The organism is uncultured Succinatimonas sp., from assembly GCF_905203285.1.
Taxonomy (GTDB): domain Bacteria; phylum Pseudomonadota; class Gammaproteobacteria; order Enterobacterales; family Succinivibrionaceae; genus Succinatimonas.
In genome coordinates this window covers 18,611-38,601 of sequence record NZ_CAJKVK010000005.1, presented here as the reverse complement: position 1 = coordinate 38,601, position 19,991 = coordinate 18,611, and the positions used below count along the sequence as shown (strand labels likewise).

Genomic DNA, 19,991 nt, shown 5'->3' with positions numbered 1-19,991 from the left:
TTTATATAAATAAGGTGCCCTTTACGGGCACCGGTTAAATTATCTTACTTATTCAGCTGCTCTTTTTTCCAAAATTTCAACAGCAGGGAGCTTCTTGCCTTCTACGAACTCAAGGAAAGCACCGCCACCGGTTGAAATGTAAGAAATCTTGGAAGTTACACCGAACTTCTGAATAGCTGCGATAGTATCACCGCCGCCTGCTACTGAGAAAGCATCAGAATCAGCGATTGCATTTGCTAAAGCTTTAGAACCTTCAGCAAACTGATCGAACTCGAATACACCTACAGGACCGTTCCACAAAATAGTCTTGGCATTCTTGATAACTTCTTCGATATTAGCCATTGATTTAGGACCGAGGTCAAAAATCATATCGTCGTCTGCAACATCAGCAAGATCTTTGGTAACGGCAGGAGTGGTCTCAGAAAATTCTTTGCCGACAACAACATCAACAAACTCAGGAATATGAGTCTTCTCGGCCAACTCCTTAGCAGTCGGGATCAAATCTTCTTCACATAATGACTTACCGACTTTGTGACCTTCAGCAGCCATAAAGGTATTGGCAATACCGCCGCCGACAATTAACTGATCTGCAACTTTAAGCAGGCTATTTAAAACCGGCAGCTTGGTAGAAACTTTAGAACCGCCGACGATAGCAACCATCGGACGAGCAGGATTATCCATAGCCTTACCTAAAGCTTCGAGCTCAGCGGCAAGCAAAGGACCTGCACAGGCAACAGGAGCAAACTCGGCAACACCGTAAGTGGTAGCCTGAGCACGGTGAGCGGTACCGAAAGCGTCCATTACGAAAACATCGCACAAAGCGGCATATTTACGGGACAATTCTTCGTTATTCTTCTTTTCGCCTTTGTTGAAGCGGCAGTTTTCAAGAACAACTACCTCATTATCGTTTACTTCTACACCGTCAAGATAATCTTTAACTAAACGAACCGGGCACGGAAGCTTAGTTGCCATATAATCAGCAACCGGCTGTAAAGAGAATTCGTCACTATAGACGCCTTCCTCAGGACGGCCCAAGTGGGAGATAACCATAACCTTGGCGCCTTTTTCAAGTGCAAGCTTAATAGTCGGAAGGGTAGCCATAATACGCTTGTCTGATGCTACTTTACCGTCTTTAATAGGAACGTTTAAATCAGCACGAATCAAAACACGCTTGCCTTTAAGGTCGAGGTCGGCCATTTTCTTAATTGCCATAGTGAATTTTTCCTCTAAAAAAATCTGGTCTTAACTAGACTAATTATAGAGCCATAACAAGCTCTCTAATCACTCATTTTAACTAAATAACCTGCAAAATTCCATAGCGTAATTTTGCAAGTTTCAATAGCTTAATCTTTATTTAATCCAAATTAGGATTATGTAAAAAATAAGTAAAAAACTGCCACAAAAAACCCCCGATTGCACATCGAGGGTTCAAAGTTAAATCAAATTAAAATCGCATCCTATAAAACGGATTTTGCAACTTTAACAAGATTATCAACGGTAAAGCCGAACTTCTCAAACAGTAAACCTGCAGGAGCAGACTCACCGTAATGATCAAGTCCTAAAACCTTGCCGTCAAGACCTACATACTTGTACCAACCCTGAGTGCAGCCTGCTTCAACGGCAACGCGAGCGCGGCAGGCACAAGGCAGAACAGCTTCTTTATAAGCTGCATCCTGACGATCAAAGACTTCACAGCACGGCATTGAAACAACGCGAACTTTACGGCCTTCTTTTTCCAACTCTTCAGCGGCATGGAAAGCAAGAGCTACTTCGGAGCCTGTGGCAATAATGATAAGCTCGGGAGCGCCGTCACAATCACGAAGGATATAGCCGCCCTTGGCGATATCGGCAACCTGCTTATCATCACGCGGCATCTGCTCTAAATTCTGACGGGTTAAAACAATGTCAGAAGGACCGTCCTTACGCTCAATCATATGATCCCAGGCAACTGCGGTCTCAACCGGATCGCAAGGGCGCCAGGTATCAAGATTCGGAACCATGCGCAATGAAGCAGTCTGCTCAATAGGCTGATGAGTAGGACCGTCCTCACCGACGCCGATGGAATCATGGGTAAAGACATAAAGAGTAGGAATGCCCATCAATGCGGACATACGAATAGCATTACGTGCATACTCGGAGAAGATGAGGAAAGTACCGCCGTAAGGACGGAAGCCGCCGTGAAGCAGCATACCGTTCATGGCAACTGCCATAGCGAACTCGCGAACACCCCAATGGATATAATTACCCTTAATCATATGAGGAGCAACTGACTTAGAAGACTTAGTCATAGTCAGATTGGACGGAGCCAAGTCTGCAGAGCCGCCGACAAGTTCCGGCATGTTTGCAGCAAAGAAATCAAGAGCAATTTGGCTTGCTTTACGAGTTGCAATCTTCTGAGGATTTGCCTGCAATGATTTAATCCACTCTTGAGCTTTGGCATGCAAATCACATGGCAAATCGCCTTTCATGCGACGTTCAAACTCTGCTGCAAGCTCAGGATACGCTGCTTTGTATTTTGCAAAAAGCTCATTCCACTTAGCTTCATACTTAGCGCCTGACTCAACTGCGCTCCATTTATTGTAGATTTCCTCAGGGATCTCAAAAGGACCGTAGTTCCAGCCTAACTGCTTACGGGTCAAAGCAATTTCTTCATCACCTAAAGGTGCTCCGTGGCAAGATTCTTTACCGCCCTTATTCGGAGAGCCGAAACCGATGGTGGTATGGCAAACGATAAGAGACGGATGCTCTTTATCAGCCTGAGCCTCAGCTATGGCCTTACGAATTGCCTCGCCGTCATGACCGTCTACCTCAAGAACCTGCCAATGATAAGCGGCAAAACGCTGTTTGGTATCATCACCGAACCAGCCTTTTACTTCACCGTCAATGGAAATACCGTTTGAATCATATAAAGCAATAAGCTTGCCAAGTCCTAAAGTACCTGCTAAGGAGCATACTTCATGAGAAATACCTTCCATCAAGCAGCCGTCGCCCAAGAAAGCATAAGTATAGTGATCAACGATATCAAAGCCGTCACGATTGAACTCGCTTGCAAGCATTGCCTCAGCAAGAGCCATGCCAACGGCATTACCGATACCCTGACCTAAAGGACCGGTGGTGGTCTCAACACCGGGAACGATTCCGTATTCAGGATGACCCGGAGTCTTTGAATCCAACTGTCTGAACTGCTTTAAATCATCAATAGAAAGATCATAACCGGTTAAATGCAGCAATGAATAAAGCATCATTGAGGCATGGCCGTTTGACAATACGAAACGATCGCGATTAGGCCACTTCGGATTTTTAGGATTGTGACGTAAAAATCCGCGCCATAAAGCCTCTGCCATATCTGCCATACCCATAGGAGCACCAGGGTGGCCTGATTTAGCTTTCTGCACGCCATCCATACTTAAGGCACGAATAGCATTTGCCAACTCCCTATATTCAGACATGTTAAACTCCTTTCTTATTCAAAATTAAAACCTTTTCCCGTTTACCGTCATCCTTCCTGAAGAAAAAACGATTTTGCTATAAAAAGCATTATCTTTAGTGACGAAAAACGGTTTAAAAACTACGGACAACAATGCGTCATTAGGCATTTTATCGAGTTTAAACTCAAAATCGCCCTGACTTTTATCAATATCATCAAGATTAAAAACCATACTGCCCTTACCGTTAAGAACAGCAAAAGAATTCTTTTCTTGTGACGCATTATCAGGATCGCCGGTATCCATAACTACAGACAATCCGTCCAAAACTAAATTTAGTTTATTATCACAAAGGATTTTATAAAAATCCTCGATCGTTTGAGCATCTTGAAGAAAATTAAGCTTTAAAAGATCAACTTTTCCCAAAGAGCCGTGCATGCTTACATTTGATAACGGATAAGACAGCTTATCTGCTTCAAATTTATAGCTCACGTCTGCCTGTTTTTTATTGTCAGGCGCTCCTAATGTCATATCTAAGCTTATATTCTTGGCATAAATCAATTCTGCGTAATCAAAATCTTCTATAGCCCCGGAAAAAACGGCAGTGTTTTTGTACGCAAGAGGCTGTCTTGAAAACGAATTAAAGTACATATGACCGATTCGTTCACCATCTTTAGTCTCATAATTTTTAGCGTCAAAAGAAAAACTGGCCCTATCAAACATGTTAAGGCGAGCTGAGAAAAATAAAGAAAACGGATTTTCTTTTGGAGTGTAAGAATAACTTCCGCCAAGCTGTACTTTTAAATCATATACCTGCGGAAATACCGAATACTTAAAAGAAAACAAACTGCTTTCCAACGTAAAATCCGGTCTGAAATCAGCTGATAAAGACTTTTTTACCTTATCGGTAAGAAATACTTGAGCTTTTGCATTTAAAAAACCGTAATTGATAATAACCGGAAGTTTTTCAACGACAGTGGAAGCATTATTTAATAACAGCAACTCACCTTTTTCCGAAAAAAAGCTTCTGTCTTTGCGTTTATAACTTAAATAAGCAAAATTTTTATCTAGTACGGGGATTTCAGGATTTAATGAAGAAGAGAGCTGCTTATTTAGAATTGATACAGCCTCATCGATTTTAGTTGAAGCTAAAGTCGCAGTAATAAACGTCCCGCCTGCCCAAACGACAAACACAAAAGCGGCACCAATTACCCCGGCTTTAAGCAGTTTCATGAAATTTAAGCCATGAAAAAGCCGATCCCTTTACGGTATCGGCTTTTGCTTTAAAATTAACCGAAGACTTTCTTATAGTCAGCCTGGAATTTCTCAATACCCTGATCGGTAAGCGGGTGCTTGGTCATCTGCTCGATTACTTTATACGGAACAGTAGCGATATCGGCACCGGCCATAGCGCAATCGATTACATGAATCGGGTTGCGTACTGAAGCGCAAATGATCTGAGCATCGATATCACCAACCATAAACATATCGGAAATCTGACGAATCAAATCAATGCCGGGCATGGAGATATCATCAAGACGGCCAAGGAACGGAGAAACATAAGTTGCACCGGCGCGGGCAGCAAGCAAAGCCTGGTTTGCGGAGAAAATCAAAGTAAGATTGGTCTTAATGCCTTCAACCTTACACATATGGCAAGCTTTAAGACCCTCAACAGTCATAGGGATCTTAACTACCATGTTCTCGTGAATAGCTGCAATTTCACGGGCTTCTTTCATCATGGTCTCAGCATCTAAAGTAGTAGGCTTAACTTCACCGCTGATAGGGCCATCAACAATAGAAGTGATCTCTTTAATTACTTCTTTAAAATCACGACCTTCTTTGGCAATCAAAGTCGGGTTGGTAGTAACACCGCAAATTACGCCCATGTCATTGGCTTTACGAATATCCTCAACATTAGCGGTATCTAAGAAGAAACGCATGATAACTCCTAAATTTCATAACTGCTGTCTTGCAGTTTTTAGTTAATTTATAAACGAGTTTGCACCCTCAAATATTAATAGTACTTGATTTACGTGTTTTTTTATATCAAATCTCAAATTTATGTGACAAAAGTCTAAAATTGGATCTTTAAAAAACACACAACTTTGTACAAAAGAGCGCAAACAACAAAAAGCTCATTAGCTTAAATATAGCTTAAACAATGCTTGCGTACCCAAATCACCGTCACCTTGCTCAATAAGTTTTTCATAAAGCTTTAAGGCAAGTTCAAGTCCGGGCAATTTTAAATTGCACTCTTTTGCTACATCTATAGCTATCTTCATATCCTTAACAAAATGCTTAACATAAAAGCCGGGATTAAAATCACCTTTTAAAATACGCGGGCCATAACTTGACAAAGAAAAAGATCCTGCCGCACCGCCGGATAAAGTCTTAAGCACTAATTCTTCATCAAGACCGGTCTTACGTGCGGTAATAAGGGCCTCGCAAACTGACATCATTCCCGCGGCAATTGCGATTTGATTACATATTTTGGCGTATTGTCCGGATCCGCTCTCACCAAAGCGTACATAATTCTTGCCCATGGCTTTAAACACAGGTTCAAGATCTAAAAAAGCTTTGGCACTGCCGCCGAACAAAATAGTTAAAGTACCGTTTCTAGCTCCGACATCTCCGCCTGTTACCGGAGCATCGCATATGGTAACGCCGCGTTTTAATCCCTCCTTAGTCATTTCTTTTGCTAATGACGGGGTTGAGGTCGTCATATCAATGCCGATTGAACCTTGCTTCATTGACTGTAAAGCACCGTTCTCTCCAAGCCAGACTTCTTTAACATCCTGAGGATAACCGACAATGGAAATCACAAGATCAACATCATCTGCAGCTTCTTTTGGGGACGCTGCCCATACAGCTCCTTTATCAAGCAGACTTAACGCCTTTTCCTTAGTACGGTTATAGACCTTAAGCTTAAAACCGGCATCAATAAGATGTCCTGCCATAGAGCGTCCCATAACGCCGGTTCCGATAAATCCGATAGTTTTAATTTCCATAAAAATATCCTCATACAAAACTGTTTATATTTTGCCTTTAAACCGCACTAAAAACAAAATCGCCGCAAAATTTACTCACAAAAGCAAAAATGCGGCGATTTTTATTAGCTTTTTGTTAGGCTTTATGCCTGAGCTGCCTCAAGAGCCTGACGTAAATCATCAATAATGTCATCAACATTTTCAAGGCCTACTGACAGACGAATAAGGCCTGGAGTAATACCTGCTTCTTCAAGCTGATGATCGCTTAACTGACGATGGGTTGAACTGGCAGGATGCAGCACGCAGGTACGGATATCAGCGACATGCACTTCAAGAGAAATCATCTTAAGGCTATCAATAAACTTTGCACCCGCTTCACGTCCGCCTTTTATTTCAAAAGAAATCACGCCGCTACAGCCTTTCTTTAAATATTTCTTGGCCAGTTCATAATTTTTAGAACCTTCAAGTCCCGGATAGCGAACTTCAACAACGTTATTCTGACAGGCAAGGAACTTTGACACCTTCATGGCATTTTCACAATGTCTCTGCATACGTAAAGGCAAAGTCTCAATACCTAAATTGATATAAAAAGCACCTTGTGCCGTCTGACAGCAGCCTAAATCACGCATCATCTGCGCACGTGCTTTAACAATGTAAGCAGCCTTGCCGAAGGCTTTGGTATAAATAAGTCCGTGATAAGAATCATCAGGTGTCGTAAACTCGCTAAAGCGAGGAGATGCTTCCCAATTAAAATTACCGCTGTCAACAATCACGCCACCCACTTGCAAAGCGTGACCGTCAAGATATTTAGTAGTTGAGTGAACTACAATATCGGCACCGAAATCAAAAGGACGGCATAAGTACGGAGTGGCAAAAGTATTGTCAACGATTAGAGGCACACCGACTTTATGTGCAAGATTTGCCATTCTTTCGATATCAAGAACATCCATTGACGGGTTGGCTACAGTCTCACCGAAAAATGCTTTGGTATTGGAGCGCACCGATTTTAAAATCTCTTCATCACTGGCATTTTCATCGATAAAGGTAACTTCAATGCCCATGCGCTTTAAAGTAACGGCAAATAAATTAAAAGTTCCGCCGTAAATACTTGAAGCGCTGACCACATGATCACCTGCTTTTGCCAAAGTCAAAATAGAAATTAATGATGCAGCCTGACCTGAAGACGTACACATGGCACCTACACCGCCCTCTAATGCGGCTATTTTCTGCTCAACTGCATCAACTGTAGGATTTCCAAGACGTGAATAGAAAAAGCCCGGAACTTCAAGGTCAAAAAGCTTTGCTACATCGCGTGTCGTGTCATAAGTAAAAGTCGTGCTCTGACAGATGGGAAGAACTCGCGGCTCTCCGTTTTTGGGAGTATAACCGGCATGCAAACATAAAGTCTCTAATTTCATTTTACTACCCTTGCTGTTTTTATCGTAATTTCATATTTTCCTGAAACACAGAAAATGTTCTTAGTATGCTTCACAAAGAGCTAAAAAGAAACTCAATTAAAACGCAAACATTCTTTTTTTCACCAAATAAGTGCGTTTTTCACAAATATTCCACACCCCTCAGAGTTTTAAACATAGTTTCATGAAAAAATGAAAGGAAGCAATAAAGGTTTTTATGAACAAAATAACAGCTTTAGAACTTCACACTATCTTGGTGTTATATCAAACCCGTAGTTTTACTTTGTCAGGAAAAGTTCTGCACAAAGTGCCTACTGCCGTCAGTTATACTTTAAACACACTCGAAAAAAGACTGCAGATAAAATTATTTAACAAAAACAACAAAAAGCTTATTCCCACCATTGCGGGAAAATATCTTGCCGGTAAAGCTGCCCAAATACTTGATGAAATGGAAACGACTCTGCAAAACACAATCAGTCTTGCAGAAGATTTTGAGCCTGATTTAAAAATTGCAGTAAATAATATTATTTCACTTAAACCATTATATGACTTATGTAAATTAAGCACGAAACTATTCCCTAATACGCAAATCAACCTTTCCATAGAAGTTTATAACGGTGTGTGGGAATCATTATTTTCCGATCGTGCCGATATTGCCATCGGAGCCCCTCATTCTGCAGATTTAAACTCCGATCTTGAGACTTTTCGCCTCGGTGTTTGCAATTGGCTTTTCTGCGTAAGTCCAAAGCATCCATTAACTATGGAAATTTTGCCTTTATCAAATGATACCCTGCGACATTTCGCGGCTATTTGCGTTAAAGATACATCATCTATCCTTCCGGCAAAAAATGCATGGCTTTTAAAAGGACAGCAAGCAATCTTCGTCCCGGACTATTATTCTAAAATACGTATGCATGAAAACGGAGCCGGCATAGGATTTTTACCAGAGTATTTTGCAAAACCTTTTCTTGATTCTCAAAAACTCGTTGAGCTTCCCGTTAAAAATCCTAAAAAACCGACAACTTTATGGATTGCAGTAAAAGACAGACAAAATCGCGGTCCGGCTTTTAACTGGTGGATTGAACAATTAAATCTTGAAAATACTAAAAAAGCCATGCTCTCAAGCTTATGGTAAAAGCATCAGAAAAATAGTAATAATGGAGACAGACATGAAATCCGTCTCCATTAACGCTCTGAATTATTCTTAATAATTTACTTTTCGTCCTCACACACCGGTGCCCAAGACAACGGCTTTTCCTTTGCTTCTTTTATTGCCATAAGAATAAAAACGACTGCACTTACTGCATAACCGAAACTTACAGTCGGAGAGGCATTTATAGCCAAAGAAGTTCCATGAATAAAACCGAAGAACGATAAAGCGCATCCGGCTACAGCATAAACGGCAGCCCAATGAAAAGCTCTTTCAATAATAAACACGGCAATAGCAGCTAATATCATACCGGCTAAAATTCCGCCTCCGCCTGCAGTTACGATACCGTGATACAACACGCCTCCGGAATTCATACCTGCAATAACTTCTTCAGGAATGGCTACGGTATTTACCGATGCCGCGCTTAACGCGCCGTCAACCTGAGTTTTAAGCCACTCAGCTATATTCGGGATCAATGCCAAAATAATTGCAGGCGCATGACGTTTTGGAGATACCTGGAATGCCTGAGCACCGATAACCAAACCGATAAACAGCAAGATCGGAATAATAGCAACAAGAGGAATTACCGACAACAATAACGAGGTAAGGCCAAAGAAACACAGAATTGCCATTACAATTCCGGTAACCATTGAATAGCCTATTCGACCTCCCATTGCTTTCCATCCGGGATGACCGATATAAACGGCAGGAGGGAAGGGAGAGCCTAAGAAACCTCCCAAAATTGCACCAATACCGTCTGCTGCCATAATAAAACGCAAATTGTATTTATCTCCCGCTGCATTTGCCGACTCGACATTATTTAAAATTTCAGTAAAGTTTAAAATGCCAAGAGGAATTGCAGAAACCAGCAGAGGCCATACCAATTCAGACGGTACGCTTAAAACATCAAAAGAAAAAGAAGGGAAGTAAAGAGCAAAATTACTAAGCGAAGCGGTTACTTGTCCGGGATCCATAATATTGCTCATACCTAAGAAAGTAGCACCCCATGCAAGCACGGAACCTACAATAACAACTCCCAAACCTCCCGGGATATTAAACGGTAATCTGACTCCTCCCACCCAATTGAGCAAAATAATCATAAAGCAGATGATACCGATCCATGCCGCTTCATAAATTTGAAACACAGGACGCATCGCGATATATGTCAAAGCGACACCGGCAAGAGAGCCGAGCATTGCTGCTCTTGGAGTATATTTTCTTATAGTTGGTCCGATTAAAACACCCAGAAGTACTATTAATCCTATAAGTACGCACCATATAAGACCTAACTTCCAAGCCAGCACCCAATCCTTATAAAGCAAAACCGTTGGCAGCATAACCACAAAAACCACAATGAACATATGCGGCACCGACGGTCCGTAAGGAAGAGCCGTTACATCAGTTCTATTCTCTTTTTTTGCAAGCTTATAAGCCATTAGAGCATAAATAATATTACCAAAAGGCAATGCTATTCCTAATGCCGGAAGAACTCGTCCGAATACAGTTTCAGACGGGATCTGAACTACATACAGACACAATCCCGTTAGTACTATGGTATTTAACAGAACATTAGTGAATAAACCGAAAAACGCATTAAGATCACCTGCGACCCATAATTTTATCTTTTGATTCTCACTCATCCTAAACTCCTTTTAGGCATTACTTGCAATATAGTTACGCCAGCCGCGATATTGAGAAATATCTTTCATTCCTTCAACCACCCACGGCTCGGCAATAACGCCTAACACATAAGATCCGTCATTAAGCTGTACTTTACCGATGCAAAGACCCGGAGGTTCTTTTTGTAAAATATCTGCAAGTCCGGCTTTGGGAACCGACCAAACTTCAAGCAAAACACTTATACCGCCTTCTTTAACTTTAAGCATGGCTGGATTATTATCATTTACCGACCATAAGCGGTAACAAGGTGCAGTAGAATCCTCTTTAACAAATTTCGCGCCAGCATCTTCCATGTTTTTACATAGTTCAAGACCACGCATTAAAGTTCCGTTAACTGCCAACAATACACTCATAAAAACCCCTGTCTTACCTAAAAGCCAAACTACAGTATCTCTTGTGCCAAAAACCTTAATGCTTTAACAAAGCATTCTTCTGGAGCATTGGTAATTCCGGCGCCGATTTGTCCGATACCTGCCTTTTTATGTGCTATACCGGTATTAATAATAGGAAGAATATGTCTATCAAGTACTTTTAGTACATCAATACCGCACGCAGTCCCGTCAAAATCAAGAGAAGGCAGACAAAAAGACGGATGGCGACCTAACGTAATTTCACGCATCCTAAGAGAATTATTCAAAGCATCCTGCGAAGTCCCTCCGACAAACTTTACGATAGCTGGAGATGCTGCCATGGCAAAACCTCCGATACCGGCTGTTTCAGTGATAGCACTGTCGCCTAAATCAGGATTGGCATCTTTATCTCCATATCCCGGAAAATAAAGGCCTTTTATCAACAAAGAAGGAGCCTCAAACCATGTATCTCCTGCCCCCGAGACTCTGATACCGAAATTTACACCGTTACGTGACATAGCAACAACCATAGAGCTGTATTTCACTCCTGATGCCGCATCTAGCATACATTTACAGGCTGCCATAGATAAATTTAAAAAGAAATGATCATTGGACGCAATAAAGCGTAAAGCATCAGCACCACCTTCAATACCTGCAAGAACCGGAGACAAAAGCTTAATAAGCTGCCCCGTACTGGCACTATTACGATTATGACACTCATCTCCCATCTGCAAACCTTGGGAAATAAGAGGTTTTACTTCTATCGGTCCAGTAAGCTCAATAGCTTTTGCCAGTACCGGAGCTAATCTCTCTTTCATAAATTTGAGACGATCCAATACTTCTTTACCGTTAGCACCGAAACGTAAAACCTTTCCTAAGCCTTCATTTAAATTTGAATAAGATTCATTTCCGTCAACTGTATTTTTAACCACAAATACCGGCATGCTAGGGCTGATTACACCAGACATCGGTCCTACCGCATGGTGATGATGACAAGGAGATAATTTTATTTGTCCGCTTATAACTAAATTACGTGCACTTTCAATGTTTTCTGCCCATCCTTCATACACAATAGCGCCGCAAACCGCTCCTTGCATCGGTCCACACATGTGCTCAAAATCAATCGGAGGTCCAGAATGTAAAAGCTGACGACCTGAAAAATCAGGAATAACCTCGCTTGCCAAACAAATCTTCGTAAGCACCGGCTGTGAATTTAAATATTTATTAAGCGCAATTTCATTTGCCTTTTTTATCTTTTCATTATCAATAAGTTTTGCAAGTATCATTGCGTCTTCAGGCTCGGCAAAGCACGGCGGCTGCCATTTGAGATCTACAACACTGCCGCCACAGGCATGAATATTGTCAGAGAAACTTTTGACACCCAATGCTACCGTGTTTAACTTTTTAGTAAAAATATCATTCATGATTTTTATCCTTACAGTAAGGAAAGCGCGCAAAGAGTGGCTTCATAGTTACTTTTGGCAACCTTTACACCAAGATTTTGAAGCTCACATACCGTGTTTTTAAGAGATTGAGGATCTTCATCGGTACCGCACACATGGCAAACCAAATGTAAATCAGAACGCGTATTTTTCTTTATAAGAAGTTTAAGACCATCAAGCGGAGTAAGGCTTGCTCCGTATCCTAAAACAACATCAAATAAAATTACTTTAATCTTATGATCGCCCATACTCTTTGCAAAATACTCGTCACGCAATGAGGGATCGATCATCGGATGAGGCCTGCAGTTAGTAAACTCATCATCGCCCATATCAATAAAAATATTGGTCAAGCCGCAAGAATTTAAAGACTTTGCTCCATCAATAGGAACATTCGAAGCAACCTCAAAACCGCATGCAAGAGCTATACTTTGAGCCTCCGCACAAAATGTTCCGCCGCAAAAAATACCGCAAATCTTACCAAGTCTTTGTTCTTTTACCTTAGGCAAAGAAATTTTACTAACGCCAATTTCCTTATTTTCAAGTACTTTGCAGGCGATTTCGGCACACTCGACTAAAGAAGACGCATATATAATGTTTTCATCTTGCTGTTTAGAGTTTTTATCTCCGACAAAATGTACGACAACAGGCTTTTTAATTTCTTTTAATTTAGCAATAATTTTTTCTTTAACGTCGGCAGCTGGAGGCTTGCTAATAACTCCTATAACCTTGGTATTGACATCTTTAGACAGTAGATCAAGAGAATATAAGGTCATTAAACCGCCGATATTTTCATGTAGATCGCGACCTCCTGTGCCAATAACCTGAGATAAACCGCAGCCTAAATTTGAAATGGCACAAGATACTTCCTGCAGACCGGTACCGGATGCTCCGACCAATCCGATATTGCCTTTCCTTAAAACGTTTGCAAAACCTAAAGGCAAACCGTTTATTACGGCAGTACCGCAATCAGGACCCATCATCAATAAATCACGCTCTACCGCCTCTTTCTTTAACATCAGCTCATCTTTTTCACTGACATTATCAGAAAAGAGCATTACATTAAGTCCGGATTTAAGTGCTTTTAATGCCTCTGCAGCCGCATAAGATCCTGGTACAGAAATCAAAGCAAAATTTAGGTTTTCTTGATGATCCTTTGCTTGCCGAATACTTACAGTTATCTGCTCTTTTGTTTCTGTTTTGCGTGTTTCATTTGAAGTTAAAGATTTTTCTATAAAATTAAATATTTTTAATGCTTCATCTTCATTTTGCGCTTCAAATACCGCCATTAAATCGTTTGGACTTGGTTCTAACTCAAAATTAAGTCCCAACACTTTGGCCCTTTGCAAATTAGCTTTAGTCTGCATCGCTACCGATAACTTTTCAATACCGGTTTCTGAGATGACTTTCGCAGTGATCTGCATCAGGCTCACCGAATCTTTATACAGATTCTTAAAACTTTTAAAAAATACCGGCATATCTTAGCCCCCAAGAGCACTTATCACAGATGCAGAATCAGATATCCAGCCCACTATTGCTCCTTGAGCTGCTATCATATCCAGCGTGGTTTTATGAAACTCAGGGAAATAAGAAGCACAGCAATCTTCAGGAATAACAAGTTCAAACCCGCGATCATTGGCAGCTCTTGCCGTGGTTTGTACACAAACTTCTGTTGTTACTCCGCAAATGATCAAACTCTTAATACCGCGATTTAATAAAATCTGATATAAGTCAGTTGAGAAAAAGGCATCTTTCCCCGGCTTATCAATAATCACTTCTCCATCTTTAGGATAAAGCTCAGGAATAATGTCATGACCGTATTCACCGCGAACCAAAATTCTGCCCATCGGTCCGTCAGTACCTATGAAAGTTTTTCCGCCACGAGTAAGTTTAGCCGGAGGACAATCAGTTAAATCAGGGCGATGTCCCTCTCTGGTATGAATAATCAGCATATGCTGAGCTCTACAACACTCTAAAACCTTCGAAATAGGAGCTATGGCTTTTTGCATAGGACTTACATCATTACCCAAAGCCTCGCCGAAACCTCCTTTTTGCACAAAATCCCTTTGCATATCAATAACTATCAATGCCGTAGTTTTAGGATCAAAAGTAAAATCAAACGGTCTTGCTTTTATCTGCTTAATCATATTTATCCCCTATAAACTTATCTAAATTGAGTATAGAAGCTAAAAAGTAAAAGCAAATTGCAATCTTTTGTACAAGATCCTCAAAAAATTTGAGGATCTTCAAATAACCATTGTTTTTTATGGTTTTTATGAAATGTATCCAAAAAAACACATTCTGGTGTCATTGTTACATTGTGATCATGACCTTAAAAATTAAGTTACGATAAATTTAATTTTTCTGACAGTTACAGTATGATGAAAATAGATAGTGCAAGGATCTCTTTTATGCGAATATGCCGTGATCTTTTCTATAATCTTTACGAAAAATTAAAAGATGCTGATTGCATTAACTTACAAGAACATTCATCTTTTACACAAGCGTTGAATCTAAAATTAGATGACAAATTAATCTCAATTCTAAATGAAGATAAAGTATTAGCGCCCTACTCTTTAACTTTACCCATAGATTTCTTTACCAAATATTCTCCACATAATCATTTATTCTTAAAAAAAGGGAAAAACGACTCTATCGTTCTTTTTTTACCAGACAATTTAAAACAATACATCTTCACATCAGAAAACTGCGAGGATCTTAAATTAAATTTGCAGTTAAAAATAAATGTCAAAGACGATTTTTTTAAAATCTTTTTTACTTATCTAAATAAAAATAAGCGTCAAAATTCATTGTTTGAATTAATTTTTGACAAAAGAGATCCTTTTTGCCAAGAAAAATATGAAAAACTTAAAATAAATTCTCAATCTGCAAACAATCTTAACATTCAATCTTTAAGCCGCGATTTATCCGATTTTTTAGGTCTCGGATCAGGTCTTACCCCATCAGGAGATGATTTCATCTTAGGTTTTTTATTTATTTTTACGCTTTGTAACGCAAAGTCTTTATCTTATATATCAGAAGAGATAAAAAAACAGCTGACTCTTACAAATGATATTAGCGCAACGATGTTAAAACATGCTTTATCAAAACGATTTAATCTTAACCTTATAAAAACAGCTAACTATTTACAAAAAATAAATCCCGCCAATTTTAACGACTGCATTGACGGGATCTTCTCATTAAAAAATTACGGACATTCTTCGTGGCAGGATTGCCTTTTAGGAATTTATACGGCGTTACTGCTGCTTAAAGCCTAAATTCCAGACGGTAAAGCAAATGTTCGCTTTACAGGAGCTTCTCCCACTTCCTCAACATCACAATGTCCCTTCTCTTTTAAAAAGGCTAAAATTCCGTCCACTACATATTCAGGAACTGAAGCTCCTGCGGTAAGACCTACAGCCTTTATGCCTTCAAACCATTGAGGCTGAAGCTCCGTGTGATCTTCCACCAAATAAGCTTTAGCTCCGCAGCTTGCAGCAACTTCACGCAGACGATTTGAATTTGATGAATTCTTAGATCCAGCCACCAACACCACGTCGCAAATTTCAGCTAAGTTCTTAACCGCACCTTGACGATGCTGTGTGGCAAAACACGTATCATCCGTCTTAGGACCTTCAATTTGCGGAAAACGCTCTTTTAACGCAGCAACGGTTTTAGCTGTTTCATCAACGGATAAAGTGGTCTGAGTTGCAAAAATTGCTTTATCTCCCGATAACTCCAAAGCAGCAACATCTTCAGGAGTCAAAACAACATGAACCTTTTTCGGATCACCCATGTACTGTCCGATAGTTCCCGTTACTTCCTGATGCCCGGCATGACCGATAACCACGGCATCTTTGCCTTCGATTCCTGCGCGATTCATTTTTCGGTGAATACGGCTAACCAAAGGACAGGTTGCATCTATAACGGTTAATTTGCGAGCTTTAGCTTCTTCAAAAGTGGCAATACCTACGCCGTGCGCTGAAAAAATAACCACGCTTCCATCAGGGATCTCAGATAAAGATTCGACGAAAATAGCACCTTTATTTTTAAGCTCTTGCACTACATGATGATTGTGCACCACTTCATGCAAAACCCATACTTTCAACGCACCGTATCGCTCAAGAGCCAGATTTACTACCCTAATTGCACGGTCGACACCAGCGCACATTCCTCGAGTTTTAGCCAAATAAATTTTAAAACTCATTTTTCGCTCTTGCCCTTAACTGTTTTTTTAGCGCTAAAAGATACGATAACCAATAAAAACGCACCGACGCAAACTGCAATGTCAGCAACATTAAAAGCGGGATAAGCTAAAATTCCCGAGTCGGTCTTGATATAAAAAAGTAAAAAATCCACTACGTAACCTAAAAACAGACGATCAATCAGATTGCCGACAGCTCCGCCGATAAATAAGGCATAAGCAAGGCACGTCCATTTATGAGTTTTCGGCGTCTTTTTTAAGATATAGACAAAACCGACGGCAATAACAATCGCCAGTACCGCAAAGAACCAGCGCTGCCATCCACTTTTATCAGCTAAAAAACTGAAGGCTGCCCCGAAATTATAGACATGGACCAAATTAAAAAACGGCAATACGTTTATACCCGCAGTGCCGTATTCAATCAAATTCACGCAAAGATATTTAGTCACCTGATCAAGAATAATGACCAGGAGACTAATCCATAAAAAGGGCAAGCCGTTAGGCTTAGTTTGCGTCATTAAGCAAAGTGCCTCTTTTCACCTGAGCCCTTAATATTCTCAATGCAGCGCGGACATAATCCCGGATACTCAGGATCTGCAGAGACCTCAGCCTCATAATGCCAGCAGCGTTCACATTTAGGAGCAGCGGATTTCTTGATAACAAAAGAGCAATCACAGACTTCTGACTTAAATGCACCTTCAGGGGCATCCTCTTCATGGATATCAGCACGAGAAGTAATAAGGACAAAGCGCAGCTCATCACCTAATTTCTTTAAATCACAAGCTAAATCACCCTTAACATAGACACTCAAGTCAGCCTCTAATGAGCCGCCGATAATACCGGAGGCGCGAGCCTCTTCAATAGCGCGATTAGCCTCGGAACGGAATTTTAAGATGCGATCCCAATAGGCATGACCGAACTCGGCATTTTCATCAAGTTCACGCAATCCGTCAAACCAAGTGGCAGTAAATACGAACTCATCACGCTTACCCGGCATTGCTTCCCAAGCCTCTTGGGCAGTAAATGACAAAACAGGAGCAATCCAGCGGATTAAAGCTTCAGCGATAAGATACAGAGCGCTTTGGCAGGAACGGCGAGCGAGACTGTCGGCTTTTGCCGTATATTGACGGTCTTTGATGATATCAAGATAGAATGAACCAAGCTCAATTGAACAGAAGTGCATCAAGTCCTGAACAACCATATGGAAATCATAGTTGTCATAATAAGACTTAATTTCCTTTTGTACCTTAGCAGCCTGCGATACGGCCCATTTATCAAGTTCAATCATCTTGTCAAATTCAACCAGATCTTTTTGCGGATCAAAACCTGACAAATTGGCAAGCAGGAAACGGATAGTATTACGGACGCGGCGATAAGAATCGGATGAACGCTTGAAAATCTCATCGGATACGGCGATCTCACCGGTATAGTCGGTTGATGCGACCCATAAACGCAGAACATCGGCGCCAAGCTTATCCATAACAGACTGCGGAGCGATAACATTACCCAATGATTTTGACATCTTGCGGCCGTTACCGTCAACGGTAAAGCCATGAGTTAAAACCTGACGGTAAGGAGCTTTATCCTTCATGGCAACAGAAAGCATCAAGGATGACATGAACCAGCCGCGATGCTGATCGGATCCTTCAAGATACATATCAGCCGTATGGCCTTTAAACTCAGGGCGCTGATCGACAACGCTAAACTGGGTAGAACCGGAATCAAACCATACATCAAGAGTATTAGGATCTTTATAATATAAAGAAGCTTCTTCAGGTCCGATTAAATCTTCGACCTTAAGATCCCACCAAGCCTGAATACCTTCTTTTTCGACGGCCTTAGCGACTTTCTCAATGATTTCGGGAGTGCGCGGATGGATTTCACCGGTTTCTTTATTAATTAAAATTGCACACGGCATGCCCCAGGTACGCTGACGGGAAATACACCAATCAGTACGTTGGCTGACCATGGCCTCAATACGATTTTGTCCCCAAGACGGGATCCAACGAACGCCTTTGATTTCCTCCAAAGCACGCTTTCTTAAATTATTGCCGTCCATGGTAATAAACCACTGAGCGGTAGCACGGAAAATAACCGGAGTCTTATGACGCCAGCAATGAGGATAGCTGTGAGTTATTTTCTTAGAACAAAGCAAAGCGCCTTTTTCACTTAAAAGCTTAATGACTTCAGGATTTGCCTTGAAAACATTAAGACCTGCAAAGAACTTGGTATCTTTTAAGAAACAGCCGTCAGGCCCCACCGGGTTAAATACCTCAATTCCGTATTTCTGACCTACCACATAGTCATCAAGACCGTGACCAGGTGCAGTATGAACACAGCCGGTACCTGCATCAAGAGTAACGTGGGCGCCTAAAATAGCCGGGACGTCAAAATCATAAAAAGGATGGCTAAAGCGCAATAACTCCAAATCCTTTCCGCGGCATAAAGCTAAGATTTCATAATCTGAAATCTCACAGCGCTGCATGACCGACTCAACTAATTCACGAGCTAAAATCAAACGTTCAGGATTTGCACCTTTGATTTGAACCAATGCATACTCAAAAGCTTCGTTTAAGCAGATTGCGCGATTGGCAGGCAATGTCCAAGGAGTAGTGGTCCAAATTACACATGAAATAGGACCTTCGCCTTTATCGGTATTAAAGGCTTTTAAAACTGCGCTTTCATCAACGGCTTTAAATCTTACGTCTATGGCATCTGAAGTTACGTCATAGTATTCGACTTCAGCTTCAGCCAAAGCTGACTGACAATCAAGGCACCAGTAAACGGGCTTTGAACCGCGGACAAAATGTCCGTTCTCAATAACCTTACCTAAAGCACGAATTGTATCCGCTTCAGTCTTATAATCCATGGTGATATAAGGATGATCCCAATCACCTAAAACACCCAGGCGCTTAAAGTCCTTTTTCTGACCTTCAATCTGCTTATAGGCATATTTGCGGCATTCTTTACGGAAAGTCGCAGCATCAACTTTATCACCGGGTTTTCCTACAAGACCTTCAACCTTAAGTTCAATAGGCAAACCATGGCAATCCCATCCCGGAATATACGGTGAGTCAAAACCGGACATGGTTTTAGACTTGACGATAATATCTTTTAAAATCTTGTTAATGGAGTGACCGATATGTATGCTGCCGTTAGCATACGGAGGACCGTCATGTAAAATGAACATATCGCGGCCTTCACGTGAAGCGCGGACTTTCTTATATAACTCACGCTCTTCCCAATCTTTAAGCATCTTCGGCTCGCGCTTGGCTAAATCGCCACGCATCGGGAAAGAGGTAACCGGAAGATTTAAAGTACTTTTATAATCTGCCATGAAT

The 19,991-nt window shown here is 41.0% G+C and carries 16 protein-coding genes; 2 read left to right on the top strand and 14 right to left on the bottom strand.

What is annotated here, in order from left to right; genetic code table 11:
- Positions 1–48: 48 nt before the first annotated feature.
- The 6 genes from QZ019_RS01380 to QZ019_RS01355 all read right to left on the bottom strand — a co-directional run bounded on the left by QZ019_RS01380 (position 49) and on the right by QZ019_RS01355 (position 7,830).
- Positions 49–1,212, bottom strand: coding sequence for a phosphoglycerate kinase (locus QZ019_RS01380; protein WP_295481802.1), 1,164 nt, complete (start codon positions 1,210–1,212; stop codon positions 49–51).
- A gap of 245 nt (positions 1,213–1,457) precedes the next feature.
- On the bottom strand, positions 1,458–3,449 hold the full coding sequence (gene tkt, locus QZ019_RS01375; RefSeq protein WP_295481800.1) for a transketolase: 1,992 nt from the start codon (positions 3,447–3,449) through the stop codon (positions 1,458–1,460).
- 24 nt (positions 3,450–3,473) lie between these two features.
- Positions 3,474–4,658, bottom strand: a complete 1,185-nt coding sequence (locus QZ019_RS01370) for a hypothetical protein (RefSeq protein WP_295481798.1) — start codon at positions 4,656–4,658, stop codon at positions 3,474–3,476.
- A 56-nt stretch (positions 4,659–4,714) separates the two neighbouring features.
- The gene (gene fsa / locus QZ019_RS01365) at positions 4,715–5,365 is read right to left on the bottom strand and encodes a fructose-6-phosphate aldolase (protein WP_295481796.1); all 651 of its coding nucleotides are present in this window, start codon (positions 5,363–5,365) and stop codon (positions 4,715–4,717) included.
- A gap of 198 nt (positions 5,366–5,563) precedes the next feature.
- Complete coding sequence (locus tag QZ019_RS01360; protein ID WP_294567480.1) at positions 5,564–6,433, bottom strand: NAD(P)-dependent oxidoreductase; 870 nt, start codon at positions 6,431–6,433, stop codon at positions 5,564–5,566.
- 122 nt (positions 6,434–6,555) lie between these two features.
- On the bottom strand, positions 6,556–7,830 hold the full coding sequence (locus tag QZ019_RS01355; RefSeq protein WP_294567479.1) for an O-acetylhomoserine aminocarboxypropyltransferase/cysteine synthase family protein: 1,275 nt from the start codon (positions 7,828–7,830) through the stop codon (positions 6,556–6,558).
- Between the two features lie 214 nt (positions 7,831–8,044).
- Here QZ019_RS01355 and QZ019_RS01350 point away from each other — a divergent pair, with 214 nt between their 5' ends.
- Positions 8,045–8,962, top strand: a complete 918-nt coding sequence (locus QZ019_RS01350; protein WP_295481794.1) for a LysR substrate-binding domain-containing protein — start codon at positions 8,045–8,047, stop codon at positions 8,960–8,962.
- Between the two features lie 77 nt (positions 8,963–9,039).
- Here QZ019_RS01350 and QZ019_RS01345 read toward each other — a convergent pair whose 3' ends face one another.
- From QZ019_RS01345 to QZ019_RS01325, 5 genes are read right to left on the bottom strand one after another with little or no spacing between them, the layout of a single operon-like run.
- Positions 9,040–10,617, bottom strand: coding sequence for a regulator (locus QZ019_RS01345; RefSeq protein WP_295481793.1), 1,578 nt, complete (start codon positions 10,615–10,617; stop codon positions 9,040–9,042).
- A gap of 12 nt (positions 10,618–10,629) precedes the next feature.
- Positions 10,630–11,010 (bottom strand): glutamyl-tRNA amidotransferase, encoded by a 381-nt coding sequence (locus QZ019_RS01340; protein WP_294567473.1) that lies wholly within the window; start codon positions 11,008–11,010, stop codon positions 10,630–10,632.
- A gap of 29 nt (positions 11,011–11,039) precedes the next feature.
- Entirely contained in the window at positions 11,040–12,431 is a 1,392-nt protein-coding gene (locus QZ019_RS01335; protein WP_295481792.1) for a DUF1116 domain-containing protein, read from the bottom strand.
- 11 nt (positions 12,432–12,442) lie between these two features.
- Positions 12,443–13,870 carry an acyl-CoA synthetase FdrA gene (fdrA, locus tag QZ019_RS01330; RefSeq protein WP_295481791.1) on the bottom strand — a complete coding sequence of 476 codons (1,428 nt, stop codon included), beginning with the start codon at positions 13,868–13,870 and terminating at the stop codon, positions 12,443–12,445.
- Between the two features lie 57 nt (positions 13,871–13,927).
- The gene (locus tag QZ019_RS01325) at positions 13,928–14,593 is read right to left on the bottom strand and encodes a cysteine hydrolase family protein (RefSeq protein WP_295481790.1); all 666 of its coding nucleotides are present in this window, start codon (positions 14,591–14,593) and stop codon (positions 13,928–13,930) included.
- A gap of 663 nt (positions 14,594–15,256) precedes the next feature.
- On the opposite strand from QZ019_RS01325, the gene QZ019_RS01320 reads away from it, so the two are divergent.
- Positions 15,257–15,724, top strand: a complete 468-nt coding sequence (locus tag QZ019_RS01320) for a DUF2877 domain-containing protein (RefSeq protein ID WP_294567466.1) — start codon at positions 15,257–15,259, stop codon at positions 15,722–15,724.
- Here QZ019_RS01320 and ispH read toward each other — a convergent pair.
- The 3 genes from ispH to ileS are packed head-to-tail and all read right to left on the bottom strand — an operon-like array spanning position 15,721 to position 19,987.
- The gene (gene ispH / locus QZ019_RS01315) at positions 15,721–16,653 is read right to left on the bottom strand and encodes a 4-hydroxy-3-methylbut-2-enyl diphosphate reductase (protein WP_294567464.1); all 933 of its coding nucleotides are present in this window, start codon (positions 16,651–16,653) and stop codon (positions 15,721–15,723) included. The genes QZ019_RS01320 and ispH overlap by 4 nt on opposite strands.
- Positions 16,650–17,168 carry a signal peptidase II gene (gene lspA / locus QZ019_RS01310; protein WP_294567462.1) on the bottom strand — a complete coding sequence of 173 codons (519 nt, stop codon included), beginning with the start codon at positions 17,166–17,168 and terminating at the stop codon, positions 16,650–16,652. Before lspA ends, ispH begins: the two co-directional genes overlap by 4 nt.
- Entirely contained in the window at positions 17,168–19,987 is a 2,820-nt protein-coding gene (gene ileS, locus QZ019_RS01305) for an isoleucine--tRNA ligase (RefSeq protein ID WP_294567460.1), read from the bottom strand. Before ileS ends, lspA begins: the two co-directional genes overlap by 1 nt.
- Positions 19,988–19,991 lie beyond the last annotated feature (4 nt).